We start from the raw sequence: 18,517 nt of genomic DNA, 5'->3' as shown, positions 1-18,517 counted from the left end.
AATATTTATAATAAAGGCCCCAATTATGCTTGCAGCCAGGCGCTTCTGAATTTATCCGATTTCTATAACCACATCGTTGGTTACCGGGTGACCTACGCAATTGAGCACGTAACCTTCGGCAATTTCCGCATCCGACAAGCCTTCCCTTTCATCGAGGTGTACCTTACCCGATAAACATTTACCCCGGCAGGCAGTACATAAACCTGCCTGGCAGGAATAAGGCAAATCAATGTCGTGCACCAGGCCGGCTTCCAGAATGGTTTGCCCGGTTTTTACGGGTACTTTGTATTCGGTGCCTTCGTAAAGCAGGGTTACTACGTAGCAATCGGCTTCGGTAGTGGCGGGCGAGCCGGAATCTACCTGGCCGGTAGCCGGCGTCGGGTCGGTTTGGGTAACGACAAAACTTTCTTTGTGAATTCTCTCGGGACTTACTTTTAATATCTTTAAAGCTTCGCGGGCTTCGTCCATTAACCCTACCGGCCCGCACAAATAAAATTCCGTGTCCAGGTAATCGGCTAAACTGTATTCTTGTAAAATATTCAACAACATGGTCCGGTTTAGCCGCCCTACGTGCTTTAATTCCGGCAAGGGTTTTACTTCCGGGTTGGCTACCGGGCTAGCGGGCTGACCAATCAGGGCCTTAAGCCGGTCTTTAAAAGAAAGCTTAGCGGGTTGTTTTGCCACGGTCTGGCCATCAGAATTAAATTTGGGCTGGCTCAGCACATGCTCAACCGTTAAACGGCCAGGGTATTGCACCGCCAGTTTTGCCAGCTCTTCCCGGAAAATAATGGTACCCTCGTGCCGGTTGCCGTAAATTAAGGTTATGCGGCTTTTTGGTTCGTCGTGTAAAACAGCTTTGGCCATAGCTATGAGCGGGGTAATACCGCTGCCGGCACCAATTAGCACCATGTTGCGTGCCTGATTGGGGTTGGTTTCTACTTTAAAATTACCGGTAGGAGCCATTACCTCCATCAGGGTTCCTTCCCGGCATTCGTCTACTAAATAATTAGAGACTACGCCTTTGGGTACCCGCTTTACCGTTACAGCTAACCGAGGCGCCTCGTAAGGCGCGCTGCTCAAAGAATAAGAACGCCTTTCCTTTTTACCGTTTACCGGAATAATAAGGGTTAAAAACTGACCGGCCAGGCTGGAAATGTTTTTTTTCTCCGGGTGTTCAAAATGGATGGTAACAGCATCCGGAGTTTCGCGGGTAACAGATACTACTTTTAACTGATGGTAAGTACTACTCATGTATGTATAAACGACAGACGCGCGCTAAATTTCTTTTACCTTTATTAACGGCCAAAGTTACGACTTAATTTTTTTGAGCGACATCCTTTTAACCTCCTTACTTTTGCAGGTAAACTTATTTGCCTAAAATGTCTAACCATTCGCTCGCTGCTCTTTTAACTGCCCAGGCCTCCTTTATTGGCCCGGTGGTACCCGTAGATTTAAACGGCCCCACGGTTTGCCGCCTGGATTTTACCCGGCAAAACCCCATCATAGCCAACACCAATTTAGAAGATACGACCCACTTTGCGGCATTGGTAAACCAAATGCTGGCCAGGCAAAATGCCACGGTTGGGATTGGCGGCTATTTAGAAAACCGCGATATTTACCGGCGTAGCTCTCATTTTTACGCCGCCGAAGCGCCCCGTAGTATTCATTTAGGAGTTGATATCTGGATGCCGGCACTTACCCCGGTTATGGCGCCGCTGCCCGGCCGGGTGCATAGTTTTGCCGATAACCGTAATTTTGGTGATTATGGCCCCACCATTATTTTAGAACACCAGCTTAACCAGTACATTTTTTATACCCTATACGGCCACTTAACCCTTAGATCTTTGGCAGATTTACACGTAGGGAAATTAATTAACAAAGGCGAAGTGTTTACCCAACTGGGCCCTTACCCCGAAAATGGCGATTGGCCGCCGCACCTGCACCTGCAGCTTATTACCGATTTACTGGGCCAGTCCGGTGATTTCCCGGGCGTGTGCACCGCGTTGCAACAGGATAAATTTGCCAAAATTTGCCTGGATCCTAACCTGTTATTAAAGTGTAAGTATTTAGAGGAAGATTTTTCGCCTAAATTTAATGCCCTGATAACCTAAGTTATTTAAGCTACTTGCGTATGCATCCAACCCAAATGCTAACAAAAAAGCTAATAATCAAGCAAGTAGACAAATATTAAATGAAACAATCCGCCCGAATTCTGCCAAAAGATTCAGGTGAATATTACCTACAAGTAAATCAGAAGATTCTTATCAGAATGACGGAATTGGATGATTTAGGCAAAAACTTAAACAGGCTCTAACAACTAAACACTAACAACTAACAACTAATTACTAATTACTAATTACTAATTACTAAACACTAACAACTAAACACTAACAACTGCATTATGCTCGATTTTAGCCGCTACCGCGAATTAGTAACTACCTTTTTTGTGACGTATGGCGCCCGCCTGATTGTGGCCATTATTATATTTTTTATTGGCCTCTGGATTATACAACGGGTGGTGCGGTTTATTGATAACCTCATGAAAAGCCACCAGGTAGACCCCTCGTTGCGACCTTTTCTGCGCAATATTTTAAATGTCTCGCTCCGGATTTTGCTGGTTATAGCAGTGGTAGCGCAACTGGGTATGGAAATGACGTCGGTGTTTGCCGTACTAGGCTCGGCGGGGTTAGCTATTGGTTTAGCTTTACAAGGCAGTTTATCTAATTTTGCCGGTGGGGTTTTAATTCTAGCCATTAAACCTTTCCGGGTAAACGATTACATTGAAGCCCAAGGCGTGGGCGGGCGCGTGTCGGTTATTAATATTTTAAATACCGTTATTGTTACCCCTGATAATAAAACCATTTACCTACCCAATGGTCCGCTGGCCAACAGCACCATTACCAACCACGATGTAGAAGCCAACCGCCGCACCGAGGTTAGGCTGGTTCTGCAACACGGCAACGATATAGAACTGGCCAAAAAATTAATCCGGGATATTATTAGCATCGACGACCGGATTTTACCAACCCCGGCACCCCAGATAGTTTCTGAAAACATTGATGCCGGTATAGCCCTGATTACCCGTACCTGGACCCTACGCGAAAATATTGGCAGCCTTTCCAACGATTTGCACGACCGCATCCGGTCCGCTTTTGAACGCGAAAATATTACGCTCAACGGTCCGCGAAAAGCCGTTTAAACTAAAAACAGAAATCTACCCGGGCTAAATATTTTGTTTGTTATTAACTTAAAGCAAAATAGGCAGCTCGGTAATAAAAATATTAGGTATGTACACCAAAGAACAAGCCTCTTCGCTGCGGCAGGCATTCTGGACCGCATTTGGCAATTACATGACCCCGGTTCCTTCGGCCGAAGGTTTAAAAACCAATTGGATAAACTACAACACCGGGCTTAAAAATGTATACTTCCGGCTAAAAGCCGATAAGCAGGTTGCCTCTATTGGAATTGAAATTACCCATCCGGATGCGGGCATTCAGGAATTATTTTTTGAGCAGTTTCTGGAGTTACGCACCTTTTTACACGAACAATTAGGCGAAACCTGGGAGTGGGCTTTACACACCACCGATGAAAACGGCAAAACCATTAGCCGGATTTACAAAGACCTGAGCCCGGTTAGTATTTTTAACCAAAACGATTGGCCGGCACTTATTTCATTTTTTAAACCCCGCTTAATTGCCCTCGACGAGTTCTGGAGCACCGCCCAGTACAGCTTCGATGATTTGCGGTAAAAGCCTGAAAACACCCATAATCCCTGATCATCTCAGCGCACCTAATCGAACAAGGATAACCTTTATTTAGCACAAAGGGTAAAAAAAGCTGCCGGAGGCCATTATAAGTGCAAGCCGGTAACTTAAATTACATTTAAGAAAAAAATAGTATGGCAGAACCTTTGCGCTTAAGTATATTGGATCAGTCGCCGGTCCGGAAGAACGGCAACGCCCGGCAAGCCCTGCAGGAAACCACCGAACTGGCCCGATTAGCCGATAAACTGGGATATACCCGCTTTTGGGTGTCGGAGCACCATAACACAGCCTCTTTGGCTGGTTCGGCGCCCGAAGTATTGCTGGCGCACTTAGGCAATCATACCCAACGTATCCGGCTGGGTTCGGGTGGGGTTATGCTGCCGCACTACAGCGCTTTAAAAGTGGCCGAAAATTTCCGGTTACTCGAAGCGTTGCAGCCGGGCCGGATTGATTTGGGCATTGGCCGGGCACCCGGCGGCGATCGCTTAACGGCCGCATTGCTGAACCCGCATAATAACTTTAGCCCCGAAGAATTTATCCAACAACTCTCTGATCTGCAAAACTACTTAACCGATGCCCATGAACCCGGCACTGTACAAGCTAAGGTAAAAGCCACCCCTGCCGCCGATACTGTTCCCCCAATTTGGGTATTAAGCTCCAGCGGCGAAAGCGGTATATATGCGGCCCATTTTGGCATGGCATTTTCGTTTGCCCAGTTTATCAGCCCAGTTGGTGCGGCCCAGTCTATCCAGATGTACAAAGAACGGTTTTCGCCATCTGGCCAGTTAACTTCTCCGGAAGCCAACCTGGCTATATTTGTTTTGTGCGCCGAAACTGAAGAAAAAGCCCTGCAATTGCAAGCGGTTATGGATGTGCAATTACTCCGTCTGGAGCAAGGCATGCGGGAAGGATTTGTTACCTACGACGAAATTAAGGATTACCAGTTTACCGAAGGCGAACTGGAACGGGTACGCTTTAACCGCCGCCGCAGCTTATTTGGCACGCCCGACCAGTTAAAACTTAAAATTACTGATTTGGCTAAAAGTTGCGGCGTACAAGAAGTAGTAGTCGTTACCATTACCCACGATTTTGCCGATCGCATTCGTTCGTATGAACTACTGGCCGAAGCCTTCGATCTTAATCCCGCTTAAGTTGGTTGTCGTTAATGTCCTATGCAAAGGTTAGTTTTTAATTCTTTCTATTTCAGAATTTTTTCTTAAATCTGTCATTTCTGAATTTTCTACTTCCTTTTGTATGATTACCCAACCTGAATCAAATTTTGTAGGAGCAGAAGCAGTTTTCCAAGTAAATACAAATAAAGTATCACTTTTTGCTTTGTACAAAAATGGTTCTAATCCATAATAAACATACTCCTCTGTCGGATCAGGTTCAAATTCTTTATCTTCATTTAAAGAAATCACTGTAATTTGGTGGTCATCAGTTAGACCCCAATTTTTAGTTTTTATAAAAATTTTTGAGTTCTCCCGGTAGGATTTCAATTCAATTTTTGAAAAGGTCGGCTGTAAGGAATTTGTTAGCTGGTTTATTATAAAGAAAAAGAACAACCCGCCAATGGCCAAAAGCACACAAATTATTATTAATAAGGCTTTAAACGCTTCTTTCATTTATGCTAAAATCCCTTTAATTAAATAATATACAAAACCTCAGTCTTTCTTACGCTATCTTTAGAAAATATCCCACGCTTGGCACCTGCTGCCACCATTAACGCCAGTACTTATGTATAATTTCTGCGTGTTACTGCCTAAAAATATTTCCCGGCAAAACCATTAAAAATTTACTTTAGAGCATAAATATAGCTATTTTGCCCTCTGCTATATTTATTTTACCTGGTCCGGCTAAGCCGATAACGCAAAATAATAGTAGGAATTACCCGGATAATATAGCTACTTTGTTACCGTTATTTTTTAAATTTTAAGTAAGAAAACTATTTATGAAGAGGCAATTTTTAGCTTTAGCCTTTACTTTAGCCGTAACCGGCTCCGGTTTTATAAGCAGCTGCAACCAGAAAAAACCAGCCGACACCAAAACCGCCGCTAACTCCTCCGCGGCCGATTCGCTCAATGCCCCTACTCCGGCATTGGCCACCGATACTCCAGCCACGGCAACTACCACCGAAACAGCGGCCACTACCGCCCCGGCCGCTACTGCTCCCGCTGCGGGCCAGAAATTTGGCTACATTAACTCGGCCGATTTGCTCAAAATTATGCCCGAAACTAAAAGAGCCGAAGCAAATCTGGAAGCTTTTGTTAAAAACTTGGAGAAGCAGTTTGGTGGTTTACAAACCGAGTACCAGACTAAAATAAACGAATTTCAGTCGCAGGAAAAAACCATGGTAGATGCAGTAAAAGAAACCCGGATCAGAGCCATTCAGGAATTAGAACAGCGCATGCAGCAGTCGCAGGTTTCTGGTCAGCAACAGGTTGCCGCCAAACGCGAACAATTATTTAAACCCATTCTGGACAAAGCCGAAAAAGCCATTAAAGACGTAGGTAAAGAAAACGGCTACGACTATATTTTTGATACCAACACCCGCTCTTTTGTTTATGCCAAAGAAAGCCACAATGTTATAAATCTGGTAAAAGCCAAATTAAACATCAAATAACACGGCGCTTAAAAACACCCGGCACCGGCAAAGTCTTTACAGATTTTTGGTACCCAATTATGCTTATCTGCGTAAACTAATTTAAGTATGGCGCAAGCTGTAAATGTTTCACTTAAATTTAGTACAATGAAAGATAAGGAAAATAAAAACCAGGTAGATGCCAAAAAATTAGTTGAAGATATTAATTCAGTACCCAAAGCGGCTACTAACCAAGGCAATGAATTTGTAGACGATCCCAAACGACCAGCCAAAAGCGGTCGGCACGATGCCAATTCGGTGCAAGATGGTGGTCAGGACTTAGGTTCTTCGGCTGGTAGTCATTAGAATATCATATTAGTTATAAACAAGAAACCCGGTTGTTACAGCAACCGGGTTTCTTGTTTATAACTTCATTAATTTAGACTAGCGGTAGTATTAATTTACCTGATGCATCCAGACGAAAAAGAAATAACCCGCTTAAGTAAATTTTTAAGCCTTGTGTTGCGGCATCAGCCGGAAAAAATTGGCCTTACTTTAGATAATCAGGGCTGGACCGATGTAAACAGCTTAATGGAAAAGGCGGAGCAAGCCGGTGTACACCTTCATTTAACGCTGCTACAGCATATTGTGGCTACCAACGCCAAAAAACGATTCAGCTTCGACGAAACCGGCACCCGTATTCGGGCCAATCAGGGGCATTCGGTTGCCGTAGAACTGGGTTATTTGCCGGCAGTACCGCCCGCTATTTTGTACCACGGAACTGCCCTGGCGTTTTTAGAACCCATTTTAAACCACGGTTTACAAAAACAAAAGCGTCATCATGTGCATTTAAGCCCTGAATTTAACACGGCCCGGCAAGTGGGGCAACGCCACGGCAAGCCCGTGGTACTGACCGTACAAGCAACAACTATGCACCAGCAAGGTTATTCTTTTTTCCGGGCGGCTAATGGCGTTTGGCTCACCGACCAGGTTCCCGCCAAATACCTGCAGGTCCTGAACGAATCAGAATAATTATAATAGCGGTGTTTACAGATTGTTCTTTATCTTTTCTTCAACTTTAAAACCATATACAAATAGATTTAAAATTCTGTTTTACACTATTAGAAAAAGTTATTTTTAAACACCCTTTTTAAACAAGAGTAAAGTGGAATAAATAATATTTACAAGCTTAGGAAAAATGGCATTTTTACCTAGTTTTGCTTACAGGAAAGTAAATTAATTATTTAAACAGGAGAATACATGAAGAAAGATTTTCGCCGATTGGCCCTGGTAGTTTTGGGTTTATTTTTTTTAAATTTAATAACCTGGGCTTTACCGGCCAATAGTGCCCCGGCCCGCGAATTTTACGAATTAAAAGTTTACTCACTTAAAACCCAGGAACAGGAAAACCGGGTAGACGCTTATTTAAAAAATGCTTACTTACCTGCTTTGCACCGGGCCGGGATTAGTAAAGTAGGCGTTTTTAAATTAATTGGTAACGATACCGCCCGTACCAAAAAAGTATACGTGATGGTGCCCATGAAAACCCTGGACCAACTCGTTAAACTGCCGCAAACTTTAGCCAAAGACAAACAATATACCCAGGCCGGTGCCGATTACATTAATGCGCCGTACACCAATCCGCCGTATACCCGCATGGAAAGCATTATTATTCAGGCTTTTGAAATGATGCCCCAAATGGCGGTACCAAACCTGAAAGGCCCCAAAGCCGACCGGGTTTACGAATTGCGCAGCTACGAAGGCCACACTGAAAAAATTTACCAGAACAAAGTACAAATGTTTAACCAGGGCGGCGAAGTAGATATTTTTAAAAGACTAGGTTTTAACGCAGTATTTTACGGCGAAGTAGTAGCCGGCAGCACCATGCCCAACCTCATGTACCTGACCACTTTCGAAAACCGCCCCACCCGCGATGAGAAATGGAAATCTTTCAGCGCCGACCCGGCCTGGAAAACTTTATCGGCCAAGCCTGAATACAAAAACAATGTTTCTAAAAACGTAACGTTATTCTTACGTCCGGCCGATTATTCTGACATTTAATTTCTCCGGAAAATATGAATACCAACGGCCCGCTTTTCTAAGGCGGGCCGTTTTTGTTGTAGCCATCATCAAAAATTATCTTAAACAACTAACCAGGCAAAAGAATCTTACCCGGTTACTCTCAATAGAAATAACCTTCTACCTACTTTTGTGCACTTAGTATGGTCATCTGGCAAATACCTAATGGTTAAAAAATATTACAGGCAAGTTTAGTATTCTCTTTCTTTTCCTACTTTCCTTTCTAAACAATAATTCCTTACAGCATGACAGCAGGAGCGCCCTCTGGTAAAAAGAAAGTTGATATAATTCAGCCAAATTTATGCAAGCAGCCAAGTATCAATACACTAAAACTTATCACTTAAAACTACTCTCTTCCTTATTCCGGGTTAAAAGAACCAGGTGCAGCAATTGGTAAATGCCCGTCCCGGCTTATCTTTGCCCTCCCAAAACTAAACAACGCCTGCCATGCTGGTAACTTCCGAAGTAAGATTAGAATCTATTGTGCTGCACAAAATTGGTAATAAAAGCCGCGAAGAAGATATCCGGTTCTCGAAAGCGCCTTTACAACTAGATGGTTTTGTAAAAGAACTGTTGCTTAAATATTTTTTATCGCCGTTTAAATCCGAAGAATATTTTAACCTGCACCACGAATCGGATATTAACCTGAACGAAGTCTTCAGCTTTGTTTCTAAAATATTTGCCGACCCCGAAACCCTTTATGAGCAATCGGTAAACCTGGCGCGGCACTTGTACGAGCAAAGCACCCATCCCAAAGTAAAAGAAGGCGAATTTTACGTTACCTACCTGGCCGATTGCGTACTGGATGGCGAAGCCGTAGATGCCGTAGGTTTGTTTAAATCAGAATCGCGGGAAACTTATTTAAAGGTATTTCCGAACGGCGACACCTTTGACATTGATGGCGAAGACGGAGTAAATATTAACAAACTCGATAAAGGCTGCCTTATTTTTAATACCGACCAGGAACAAGGTTACTTGGTGGCAACCGTAGATAACCTGAGCAAAGGCAACGAGGCCCAATACTGGAAAGATGAATTTTTAAAAGTAAAATTCCGGCCCGATAGTTATTTCCATACCCAGAAAATAATGAATCTGTGCAAAACCTTTGTAGAAGAACGCATGCCCGAAGAATTTGAAGTAAGCCGCGCCGATCAGGCCAATCTGCTCCATAAATCGCTGGGCTACTTACAGGAAAAAGAAGTTTTTGATTTGCAGAATTTTCAGGAAGAAGTGATTCAGCAACCCGACTTAATTGAGAGCTTCCAGAACTACAAAACCCAGTACGAAACCGAAAGAAATATTGAATTAAAACCCGAGTTTGATATTCATGATACGGCGGTAAAAAAGCAAACCCGCTTCATGAAAAGCATTATTAAACTAGATAAAAACTTTCATATTTACGTACACGGCAATAGCCAGAACATTGAGAAAGGCTTCGACGAAGAACGCGGCATGCATTATTATCAACTCTTTTTTAAAGAAGAAAGCTGATTTTGTCCCGCGCTTAGATTTAAATCTAAAGTTTTCTGGCCAATTTATCAGCTAAATAATTTAAGCTAAATAAACTGCCACAAACTATAACGCAAATTAATAGCAAACCCTATGGACCAGCTTACCCCCACCAAATTTAAAGAAAAAGCCAGCGAACTTGTAACTCAGGGCAAATATTGCCGGGTACAATATTTTTCGGCTTTACACGAGTTTTTCACGGTGCGGGCGGTTTTAAAAGCAATCCAGACCGAAGCCAAAGAAGATGTTTTGGTCTTAAGCTCCGGCGAAAATATTCCGCTCAGCCGCATTTACCGCCTCGACGACTACGTAAACCCGGCTTATCAGGATTATTACAACGCCTCATGCGATATTTAAAGCTCGGTTAATCAATCTATTGTGGGCTGGCCGATTTATATTATTTAACAAGTACTTTACCGCTTACTTTATACATTTCCGGCGTCAGCCAGCGGATGCCGCTTGCTTATGGTTATAGCTTAACCTGACCCAATTTAGGCCTACCCGCAAATAAAAAGGATTTAGACCTGTGATGGAAATCGTTTTTTTATAATTTTACGCATCTGAAATTATTCACCAACACTAAATTAAATATATACAGCATGAAAGTAACCGTAGTGGGAGCAGGTAATGTGGGTGCCACGTGTGCCGACGTATTGGCTTATCGCGAAGTAGCGAACGAAGTAGTATTATTAGATATCCGGGAAGGTTTTGCCGAAGGTAAAGCATTGGATATCTGGCAGAAAGCCCCCATAAATTTATACGATACGCGTACCGTGGGCGTAACCAACGATTACTCTCGCACGGCCAATTCTGATATTGTGGTAATTACCTCTGGTTTGCCCCGTAAACCCGGCATGACCCGCGACGACCTTATTTCAACGAATGCGGGCATTGTACAATCGGTAACGCAAAATATAGTACAGCACTCGCCCAACGCCATTATTATTGTGGTTTCTAACCCCTTAGATGTAATGACGTATGCGGCCCATATTACATCTAAACTGCCGCGTACCCGCGTAATGGGTATGGCGGGTATTCTGGATACGGCCCGTTACCGTGCGTTCCTGGCCGAAGCCTTAAACGTATCGCCAAAAGATATTCAGGCGGTATTGCTGGGCGGCCACGGCGACACCATGGTGCCTTTGCCGCGTTACACCACCGTAGGCGGTATTCCGGTTACCGAATTAATCGACGAAGAACCTTTAAATGCCATTATTGAGCGTACCAAAAATGGTGGCGGCGAATTGGTAAAACTGATGGGAACTTCGGCCTGGTATGCACCGGGTTCGGCGGCCGCGCAAATGGTAGAAGCCATTGCCCGTGACCAAAAACGTGTTTTCCCGGTTTGCGTGAAACTAGAAGGCGAATACGGTATTGAAGGTACTTACCTGGGAGTGCCGGTAGTATTAGGCAAAGATGGCGTAGAAAAAGTACTGGAACTTAAGCTTAACGACGAGGAAATGGAACTGCTCCGCTTATCGGATAAGCATGTGAGAGAAGTTATGGCCGTATTAGACAATATGCAGTCGGGTAGCTAGTTATTAACTGCTTAACAGATAAACAAAAAAGCACTGCTACAGCAGTGCTTTTTTGTTTATCTGTTAAGCAAAAAGGCCTAAATTCCCTCTGCAGGCCAGATTTTTCCTCTTCACTATCTCTTATAACTAACCTCTAATTACTAATAACCAACAACTAACTACTCCTTCTGGCTGGCGCGGAAAAGCTTTTGCTTTTCTTCTTTGCTTAAACTTTCATATCCCGATTTAGAAATTTTATCCAGGATTAAATCTATTTCGTTTTGGCTGGGTTTGCCGGCCGATGTCGCGTACGAAGTAGCCGGAGTCGGATTCTTGTAACTTACTTTCATGCGGGGCCGGCGGTTAAACAAGCCCGTAATAAAATCCCAGAAACTATGCAGAGGCCTACCCAAATCGGTACCGTTTTTTAATTGCCGGATAAAAATATACCCGAGCAACGCACCGCCCAAGTGGGCCACATTACCGCCGGCATTGTCGCCGACAGCACCCGAAACCGAAAGGATTACCAAAAACCAGGCAATCCATTTGATCTTTACCGGGCCCAGTAAAAGCAGGTTAAAGGTAAAATCGGGTAGTAAAGTAGCCGCCGCTACAATAACCGCTAAAACACTCGCCGAGGCACCAATCATTTCGGCACTACCCCGCAAAATAAAGTAAGGCACAAAATTATAAAACAACAGGTACAGCACCGCTCCGGTTAATCCGCCCAGAATATAAAGGCTTACTAATTTTTTACTGCCTAAATATTCCCGGATTAACACCCCAAACCAATAAAGGTTAAGCATGTTAAATATGATATGCAAAAAGCCCCGGTGCGTTAAAAAATAAGTAAATACAGTCCAGGGCCGCCGTATAAATACGGCGGGGTTAGATGGCAGCGCCAGGTTGCTCACAATCCGTTCGTATAACCCCGAATTCTGGGTAATCGTCAGGATAACGTTCAGGAATATAAGTACCACAAAAACCAAAATATTAATTAATATCAATTGGTTCAGGGCATTGTCGCGCCGGTTAAAGGCGCCACGAATATCATCGAAAATACTATTCATCTTTAGTAAAACTGATTTTTATCTTTTTCCCACACTTTTATCAGGATATAGGCAAACAGCATACCGCCTAAGTGGGCGTAGTGGGCAACGTTGTCGCCGGGCATACGTTGTATGCCGGCGTAAATTTCGTAAGCGCCGTAGAGCATTACAAAATATTTAGCCTTTATTGGAAAAGGGAAAAACAGCAACATGAGTTCCGTGTTTGGGAACAACATACCAAAAGCCATTAATATGCCAAACACCGCCCCCGATGCACCCAGCATTGGCACATCTATCATTTTATTGTAAAAGCTCTTAACCGATTGTACCGTACCCTGTATAATGGCTGGGTCCTCGGGGTTGCGGCGAAATTGCTCTACAATAGCTTCGTTGCCTTCTAAACTAAGGTGTTCTTCAATATAATTCCGGAAATTTATGGGTGTTGGGGCATTAATGTATTGTACCGTATCTTCGCGTAATTGGTTAAATTCGTAAGACCGGACAGCCGTAAATAAAACGCTGGCGCCAAACCCGGTAATGAGGTAAAACATCAGAAAACGCTGCGGCCCCCAGTGGTACTCGAGCATGGGCCCAAAAATAAATAAACTAAACATGTTGCTGAACAAATGGCCCCAGCCACCGTGCATAAACATGTGTGTCAGGAACTGGAAAGGCCTAAAGTTCGCGGAACGGAAATCGTACAGCGCAAACATATTACCGCTACCGAAATAATTAAAAGCCAGAAAAGTAACTAAGTTTATGATCAGGATATTCCGGACCATAGGGGTTATATTCATCATAAATTAATCGCAAATAGGTAATCAGTTTTTCAGAAATAATTCCTGCAACTGGTTTAAATCTAGCATTACCAGGGTTTTCTGACCCGAAGGCGTATAGTTAGGCACCTGCGTGGCAAAAAGTTTATCTACCAGGGCATTTATTTCGGCTTCGGTCATGCGGGCTACCAGGCGGCTGGCCACCCGTTTGGCCATTGCCCGGGCCATTATTTCTTTTTTATCCAACGCCAACTCGTCGCGGTTGTTATGGTATTGTTCTATTAATCCTTCAAAAAGATCTTTCTCGCGGCTGGGCGGTACCTCGGCTGGTATGCCGTTTACCACAATGGCATTTACCCCAAAATCACTAAAAACAAACCCTAATGCCTGGAGTTCGCCGGCCATGTCCTGTACCGTGTTATAATCGGCAGCCGAAAACTGCAGCACTTCGGGGAACAGCAAGGTTTGGGTGGTACCGGCATTTTTTTGCAAAGCCGCCGTAAACTTTTCGTATAAAATACGCTCTTGCGCGGCCTGCTGGTCTACAACCATTACCCCCGATTTCACCTGCACCACCAAATATTTCTGGTGAATTTGCATGGCTTTACTACCGGCCGTAGACACGGACTGCAACGATTCCGGAAAAAAATCATCAAAAGACGCACTTCCCAAATGGGTCCGGAGCGGGGCCGACCAAGGTTTTTCGGTTTTGCTGCCGGTAGATACCGACGACCGGGCGCTGCTGCTATGGTTAAAAGAAGCCGGAATAGTTTCGGTCCGGAAAACCGGTGCGGCTGTAGCTAACGGCGTTTTAAAATCGGTTTCGATGGGCCGGAGTGGGGCAAAATTTACATCGCCTTCAAAATCGAGCGAAGGGGCAATATTGTGCAAACCCAACGATTGTTTAACAGCCGCCCGCACAATGGCATAAACGGTTTTCTCGTCTTCGAATTTTATTTCGGTTTTAGTGGGATGTACGTTTATATCTATTTGCTCCGGGTTTAACTCCAGAAACAAAACGTAAAACGGAAAACTATCTTTGGGCAGCAGGCCTTCGTAAGCCGTTAGCACCGCATGATTTAAATAAGCATTCCGGATAAAGCGATTATTCACGAAAAAGAACTGCTCGCCCCGCGATTTTTTGGCAAACTCAGGTTTACCAATATAGCCGCTTATTTTTACCAGAGGTGTATTTTCTTCGCAAGGTGCCAGTTGTTCTTTGTAAGTTTTTCCAAAAATGGCCACAATCCGCTGGCTTAACTTAGCGGCTGGTAATTGAAAAACTTCCAAGTCGTTTTGGTACAACGAAAAACCAATGTGTGGGTGGGCCAAAGCAATCCGGATAAACTCATCGAGAATGTGGCGCATTTCCACGGCATTGCTTTTAAGAAAATTACGCCGGGCCGGCACATTATAAAAAAGATTTTTAACGCAAAGGTTGGTACCGTCGGGCATAGCTACGGGCTCCTGCACCAGCACCTCCGAGCCTTCAATCACAATTTTAGTACCGGTATCGGCCGCCGGCTTTTTGGTTTTTAGTTCTACCTGGGCTACAGCTGCAATAGAGGCCAAAGCTTCGCCCCGGAAACCCATGGTCCGGATGCGGAACAAATCGTCGGTTGATTTTATTTTGGATGTGGCATGCCGCTCAAAACTCATACGGGCATCGGTTTCAGACATGCCTATCCCGTTATCCACTACCTGAATTAATGTTTTACCCGCTTCTTTTACAATTAACTGAATGCTGCTGCTACCGGCATCCACGGCATTTTCCATCAGCTCTTTTACTACCGATGCCGGCCGCTGTACCACCTCGCCCGCGGCAATTTGGTTGGCCAGGTACTCCGGTAATAAATTAATTATATCGGTCATGCAAATTTTAGCTTACTGCTCTGGTAATTCATCTGGGTTTACAATTGGCCCGCCCGTTGGTTATTTACCGCGCTATGCGATTAGCCGCTTTCAGAACCACGGTCTTACAAAAATTATGCGTATTATTGCAAACAAATAAAACAGGCAAGGACTTTGCAAATATTAAACTGCTCCCAGCCGGTTAGCAGCCTTAAACTTTAAGGCACATTTTGTTGTTTTAAAAGCACATCAGGTATAAAATTCATTTGCCTGGTTAAACAAAAAATGTTTAATTTTCGAAGGCAATGGCAGCCGCAACGGATGGACCAATGGAATAACCTACCGGATTAACCGGTTTTAGCCGGTTTTGGTTACGCCCCGCAAAATTAAGTTTTATTCCGAGGTATTCAAATTAAGATAAGCAGTTAAGTTAACATGCTCAAAGGCTTTAATATATTTTTATTATTCATGCTAATACTCGGAGCAGGTTTAATTACCTCCTCCGCCCCGCCCGACGAAAAGGTAGTTTCGGTTCAGGAAAGGCAGTGGGTAGACAGTGTTTTTGCTACTTTAACCCCCGACCAGCGGATAGGCCAGCTTTTTATGGTTACGGCTTATTCTAATAAAGATGCGGCCCACGTAAAACAAACCGAGCGGTTAATTGCCCAGTATGGCATTGGGGGGCTCATGTTTATGCAAGGCGGTCCTAAGCGGCAGGTAAACTTAACCAACTTTTACCAGACCAAAGCCAAAGTACCTTTATTTATTGCCATGGATGCCGAGTGGGGCCTGAGTATGCGCCTCGATAGCACCATGCACTTTGCCAAGCAAATGACCTTGGGCGCCATTGACGAAGACAAGTACGTGTACCTGATGGGCCGGGAAATTGCCTTAAAATTAAAGCGGATGGGAGTACACGTAAGCTTTTCGCCGGTGCTGGATGTAAACAGCAACCCCCGTAACCCGGTAATCGGCAACCGCTCTTTCGGCGAATTAAAAGAAAAAGTTTCGAGCCGGGGAATTGCTTACATTAAAGGATTGCAAGACCACGGCATTATGGCCGTAGCCAAACATTTTCCGGGCCACGGCGATACCGACAAAGATTCCCATAAAACTTTACCCATTGTCCGGAGCGACCTGAATCGTTTACAGGATATTGATTTGTACCCGTTTAAAAAATCTTTTGATGCCGGGGTTATGGGGGTAATGGTAGCTCACCTGCACCTGCCCGTTTTCGATACTACCGCCAATACGGCCGCTACGCTCTCGCACAACTTAGTAACGGGTTTATTAAAAGAGAAAATGAACTACAAGGGCCTGATTTTTACCGATGCCCTGAACATGCGCAGTGTTACCCGTTTTTACAAACCCGGCGAAGTAGATGCCCTGGCTTTAATTGCTGGTAACGATATTTTGCTTTACTCCGAAGATGTACCCATAGCTGTTGGCAAAATAAAAGAAGCGGTAGTGGCCGGTAAAATATCGCAGGAAGAAGTAGATTACCGGGTAAAAAAAGTACTCCACGCGAAATATTGGGCGGGCCTGAACACCTACAAACCCGTAGAAATAAGCAATTTAACGGAGGACCTGAACCGGCCGGTGAGCAGCATCGTGAAACAGCAATTATACGAACACGCCGTAACCATTGTCTCGAACAAAGATAATCTATTGCCCTTCCGGACGCTGGATACTGTAAATTACGCCGTAGTGGCCCTGGGCGCCAAAGACCAGAATAATTTTACCCGGACCATGCAAAAATACGCGCCAGTAACGGTATTTAATGTGCCGGGTAAATCGGCCAACGACTCGGTTTATGCCCGTTTACACCGCAACTTACAAGAATTTAATGTAGTTGTGGTCAGCATTCATGGTATTAACAACACGCCAGCCAACCACTACGGTATTTCGGAGGCTAACCGCAACTTTATTCGCAAGCTACAAGAAAACCCGAAGCAAAAAGTAGTGTTAGTAGCTATGGGCAACGCCTATAGCTTACAATATTTCCAGAATAGCAATTGGCTGGTTTGCGGCTACGAAGACAATGAGATTTCGCAGTTGGTAGTACCACAAATATTATTCGGGGCTTTGCCGGCGCGCGGCACCTTACCCGTATCGCCATCGCCGGCGCTACAGGCCGGCCGCGGTTTTAATACCCAAGCTTTAAACCGGCTGCGCTTTTCCTTACCCGAAAGTGTCGGCCTGGATTCTAAAGTATTAAACCAAATCGATAATGTGGCCCGCGAAGCTATTGCTTATGCCGCCATACCGGGGTGCCAGATTTTAGTAGCCAAAGATGGCGCAGTGGTTTTCGAGAAAGCCTACGGCCATTATACCTACGATAAAAAGCTGCCGGTAACCACCAACACCATCTACGACATAGCCTCTATTACCAAAGTAGCCGGTACGTTGCAAGCTATTATGTATTTAAAAGACCGGGGCCGTTTAAACCTGGATGCTAAAGTAAGTCTGTATTTACCCGAACTAAAAGGCACGAACAAGCAAAACATAGTTCTCCGGGAGGTTCTGGCCCACCAGGCCGGCCTGCAACCCGGCTTGCCTTTTTACCAGCGCACCATCGACCCCAAAGTAAAAGACCGCTATTATTCTACGGTGCAGAGCCTGGAATTTCCGCACGAGGTAGTGCCGGGCATGTATGCTGCCAAAGACATAGAGGACGTTATGTGGAAGTGGATTATCGACTCGCCGCTTTTAATAAAGAAAAAAGGCGCTACCACTTACGAGTTTAAGTACTCCGACCTTAGTTTCTATATATTGCGGCGGGTTGCCGAAAAACTGCTTAACCAGAATATCAGCGATTTCCTGGATCAAAACTTTTACCTGCCTTTGGGCCTTAATTCGCTTACATACCATCCGTTAAGCAAATTTACCCGCGAGCAAATTGTGCCTACCGAAAACGATATTTATTTCCGGAAAAGCTTGGTTTGGGGTACTGTGCACGACCAGGGCGCGGCCATGATGGGGGGCATTGCGGGCCACGCAGGCTTGTTCTCGAATGCCTTTGATTTGGCAACTTTAATGCAAATGAACCTGCAAAACGGTAACTACGGCGGGCGCAGGTATTTTAATTCAGAGGTGGTTACTGAATTTGCCCAAAGACCATACCCGGGTAACCGACGCGGACTGGGCTGGGATATGGCCAACCCCGATGGTACGGGCGCAACCTCTACCCTGGCTTCTTTAAGTACCTTTGGCCATACCGGCTTTACCGGCACCTGCGCCTGGGTAGATCCCGAAACCAAGCTGGTGTATATATTCCTGTCGAACCGGGTAAACCCGGATGCTACTAATAATAAACTTATCAGTTACAACATCCGCACCCGTATCCACGATATAATTTACAAAGCCATCCAAACCAAGTCTTAATAGCAGT

At 44.6% G+C, this 18,517-nt stretch carries 17 protein-coding genes; 12 read left to right on the top strand and 5 right to left on the bottom strand.

The genetic code is table 11. The features are described 5' to 3' along the window. Positions 1-51: 51 nt before the first annotated feature. Complete coding sequence (locus tag ACO1R6_RS20515) at positions 52-1,251, bottom strand: 2Fe-2S iron-sulfur cluster-binding protein (protein WP_486266979.1); 1,200 nt, start codon at positions 1,249-1,251, stop codon at positions 52-54. Positions 1,252-1,379: 128 nt separating this feature from the next. Between ACO1R6_RS20515 and ACO1R6_RS20510 the strand changes: the two genes are divergently transcribed. From ACO1R6_RS20510 to ACO1R6_RS20495, 4 genes are all read left to right on the top strand, one after another. After that, a complete protein-coding gene (locus tag ACO1R6_RS20510) occupies positions 1,380-2,111 on the top strand; it encodes a peptidoglycan DD-metalloendopeptidase family protein (protein WP_486266978.1) in 732 nt (243 codons plus the stop codon). A gap of 290 nt (positions 2,112-2,401) precedes the next feature. Continuing rightward, entirely contained in the window at positions 2,402-3,199 is a 798-nt protein-coding gene (locus tag ACO1R6_RS20505; RefSeq protein WP_486266977.1) for a mechanosensitive ion channel family protein, read from the top strand. A gap of 88 nt (positions 3,200-3,287) precedes the next feature. Then, positions 3,288-3,749: a DUF4268 domain-containing protein gene (locus tag ACO1R6_RS20500; protein ID WP_486266976.1), complete on the top strand. Its 462-nt coding sequence runs from the start codon at positions 3,288-3,290 to the stop codon at positions 3,747-3,749. Positions 3,750-3,898: 149 nt separating this feature from the next. Next, positions 3,899-4,915 carry an LLM class flavin-dependent oxidoreductase gene (locus ACO1R6_RS20495; RefSeq protein ID WP_486266975.1) on the top strand — a complete coding sequence of 339 codons (1,017 nt, stop codon included), beginning with the start codon at positions 3,899-3,901 and terminating at the stop codon, positions 4,913-4,915. 30 nt (positions 4,916-4,945) lie between these two features. On the opposite strand, the gene ACO1R6_RS20490 is transcribed toward ACO1R6_RS20495, so the two are convergent. Next, positions 4,946-5,389: a hypothetical protein gene (locus ACO1R6_RS20490; RefSeq protein ID WP_486266974.1), complete on the bottom strand. Its 444-nt coding sequence runs from the start codon at positions 5,387-5,389 to the stop codon at positions 4,946-4,948. A gap of 326 nt (positions 5,390-5,715) precedes the next feature. Between ACO1R6_RS20490 and ACO1R6_RS20485 the strand changes: the two genes are divergently transcribed. The 7 genes from ACO1R6_RS20485 (at position 5,716) to mdh (ending at position 11,471) form a co-directional block, all read left to right on the top strand. Beyond that, positions 5,716-6,387 (top strand): OmpH/Skp family outer membrane protein, encoded by a 672-nt coding sequence (locus ACO1R6_RS20485; RefSeq protein ID WP_486266973.1) that lies wholly within the window; start codon positions 5,716-5,718, stop codon positions 6,385-6,387. Between the two features lie 126 nt (positions 6,388-6,513). Next, a complete protein-coding gene (locus tag ACO1R6_RS20480; protein WP_486266972.1) occupies positions 6,514-6,711 on the top strand; it encodes a hypothetical protein in 198 nt (65 codons plus the stop codon). A 102-nt stretch (positions 6,712-6,813) separates the two neighbouring features. Beyond that, a complete protein-coding gene (locus ACO1R6_RS20475) occupies positions 6,814-7,377 on the top strand; it encodes an RNA 2'-phosphotransferase (protein WP_486266971.1) in 564 nt (187 codons plus the stop codon). Between the two features lie 228 nt (positions 7,378-7,605). Then, entirely contained in the window at positions 7,606-8,406 is an 801-nt protein-coding gene (locus ACO1R6_RS20470; protein WP_486266970.1) for an NIPSNAP family protein, read from the top strand. 465 nt (positions 8,407-8,871) lie between these two features. After that, positions 8,872-9,915, top strand: coding sequence for a nucleoid-associated protein (locus ACO1R6_RS20465; RefSeq protein WP_486266969.1), 1,044 nt, complete (start codon positions 8,872-8,874; stop codon positions 9,913-9,915). Positions 9,916-10,026: 111 nt separating this feature from the next. Beyond that, on the top strand, positions 10,027-10,290 hold the full coding sequence (locus ACO1R6_RS20460) for a hypothetical protein (protein WP_486266968.1): 264 nt from the start codon (positions 10,027-10,029) through the stop codon (positions 10,288-10,290). Positions 10,291-10,532: 242 nt separating this feature from the next. Further along, positions 10,533-11,471 (top strand): malate dehydrogenase, encoded by a 939-nt coding sequence (mdh, locus tag ACO1R6_RS20455; protein WP_486266967.1) that lies wholly within the window; start codon positions 10,533-10,535, stop codon positions 11,469-11,471. Between the two features lie 158 nt (positions 11,472-11,629). On the opposite strand, the gene ACO1R6_RS20450 is transcribed toward mdh, so the two are convergent. Genes ACO1R6_RS20450 through mutL form a run of 3 tightly spaced genes read right to left on the bottom strand, consistent with a single transcriptional unit; the run spans position 11,630 to position 15,147 of the window. Beyond that, positions 11,630-12,520, bottom strand: coding sequence for a rhomboid family intramembrane serine protease (locus tag ACO1R6_RS20450; protein WP_486266966.1), 891 nt, complete (start codon positions 12,518-12,520; stop codon positions 11,630-11,632). 2 nt (positions 12,521-12,522) lie between these two features. Beyond that, positions 12,523-13,299: a rhomboid family intramembrane serine protease gene (locus ACO1R6_RS20445; protein WP_486266965.1), complete on the bottom strand. Its 777-nt coding sequence runs from the start codon at positions 13,297-13,299 to the stop codon at positions 12,523-12,525. A gap of 21 nt (positions 13,300-13,320) precedes the next feature. Continuing rightward, a complete protein-coding gene (gene mutL, locus ACO1R6_RS20440) occupies positions 13,321-15,147 on the bottom strand; it encodes a DNA mismatch repair endonuclease MutL (RefSeq protein WP_486266964.1) in 1,827 nt (608 codons plus the stop codon). A gap of 447 nt (positions 15,148-15,594) precedes the next feature. Between mutL and ACO1R6_RS20435 the strand changes: the two genes are divergently transcribed. Beyond that, on the top strand, positions 15,595-18,510 hold the full coding sequence (locus ACO1R6_RS20435) for a serine hydrolase domain-containing protein (protein ID WP_486266963.1): 2,916 nt from the start codon (positions 15,595-15,597) through the stop codon (positions 18,508-18,510). Positions 18,511-18,517: the final 7 nt, after the last annotated feature.

Source organism: Adhaeribacter sp., from assembly GCF_057359045.1.
Note: the sequence above shows the minus strand (reverse complement) of the source record. Positions and strands in the feature narration are given on the sequence as shown.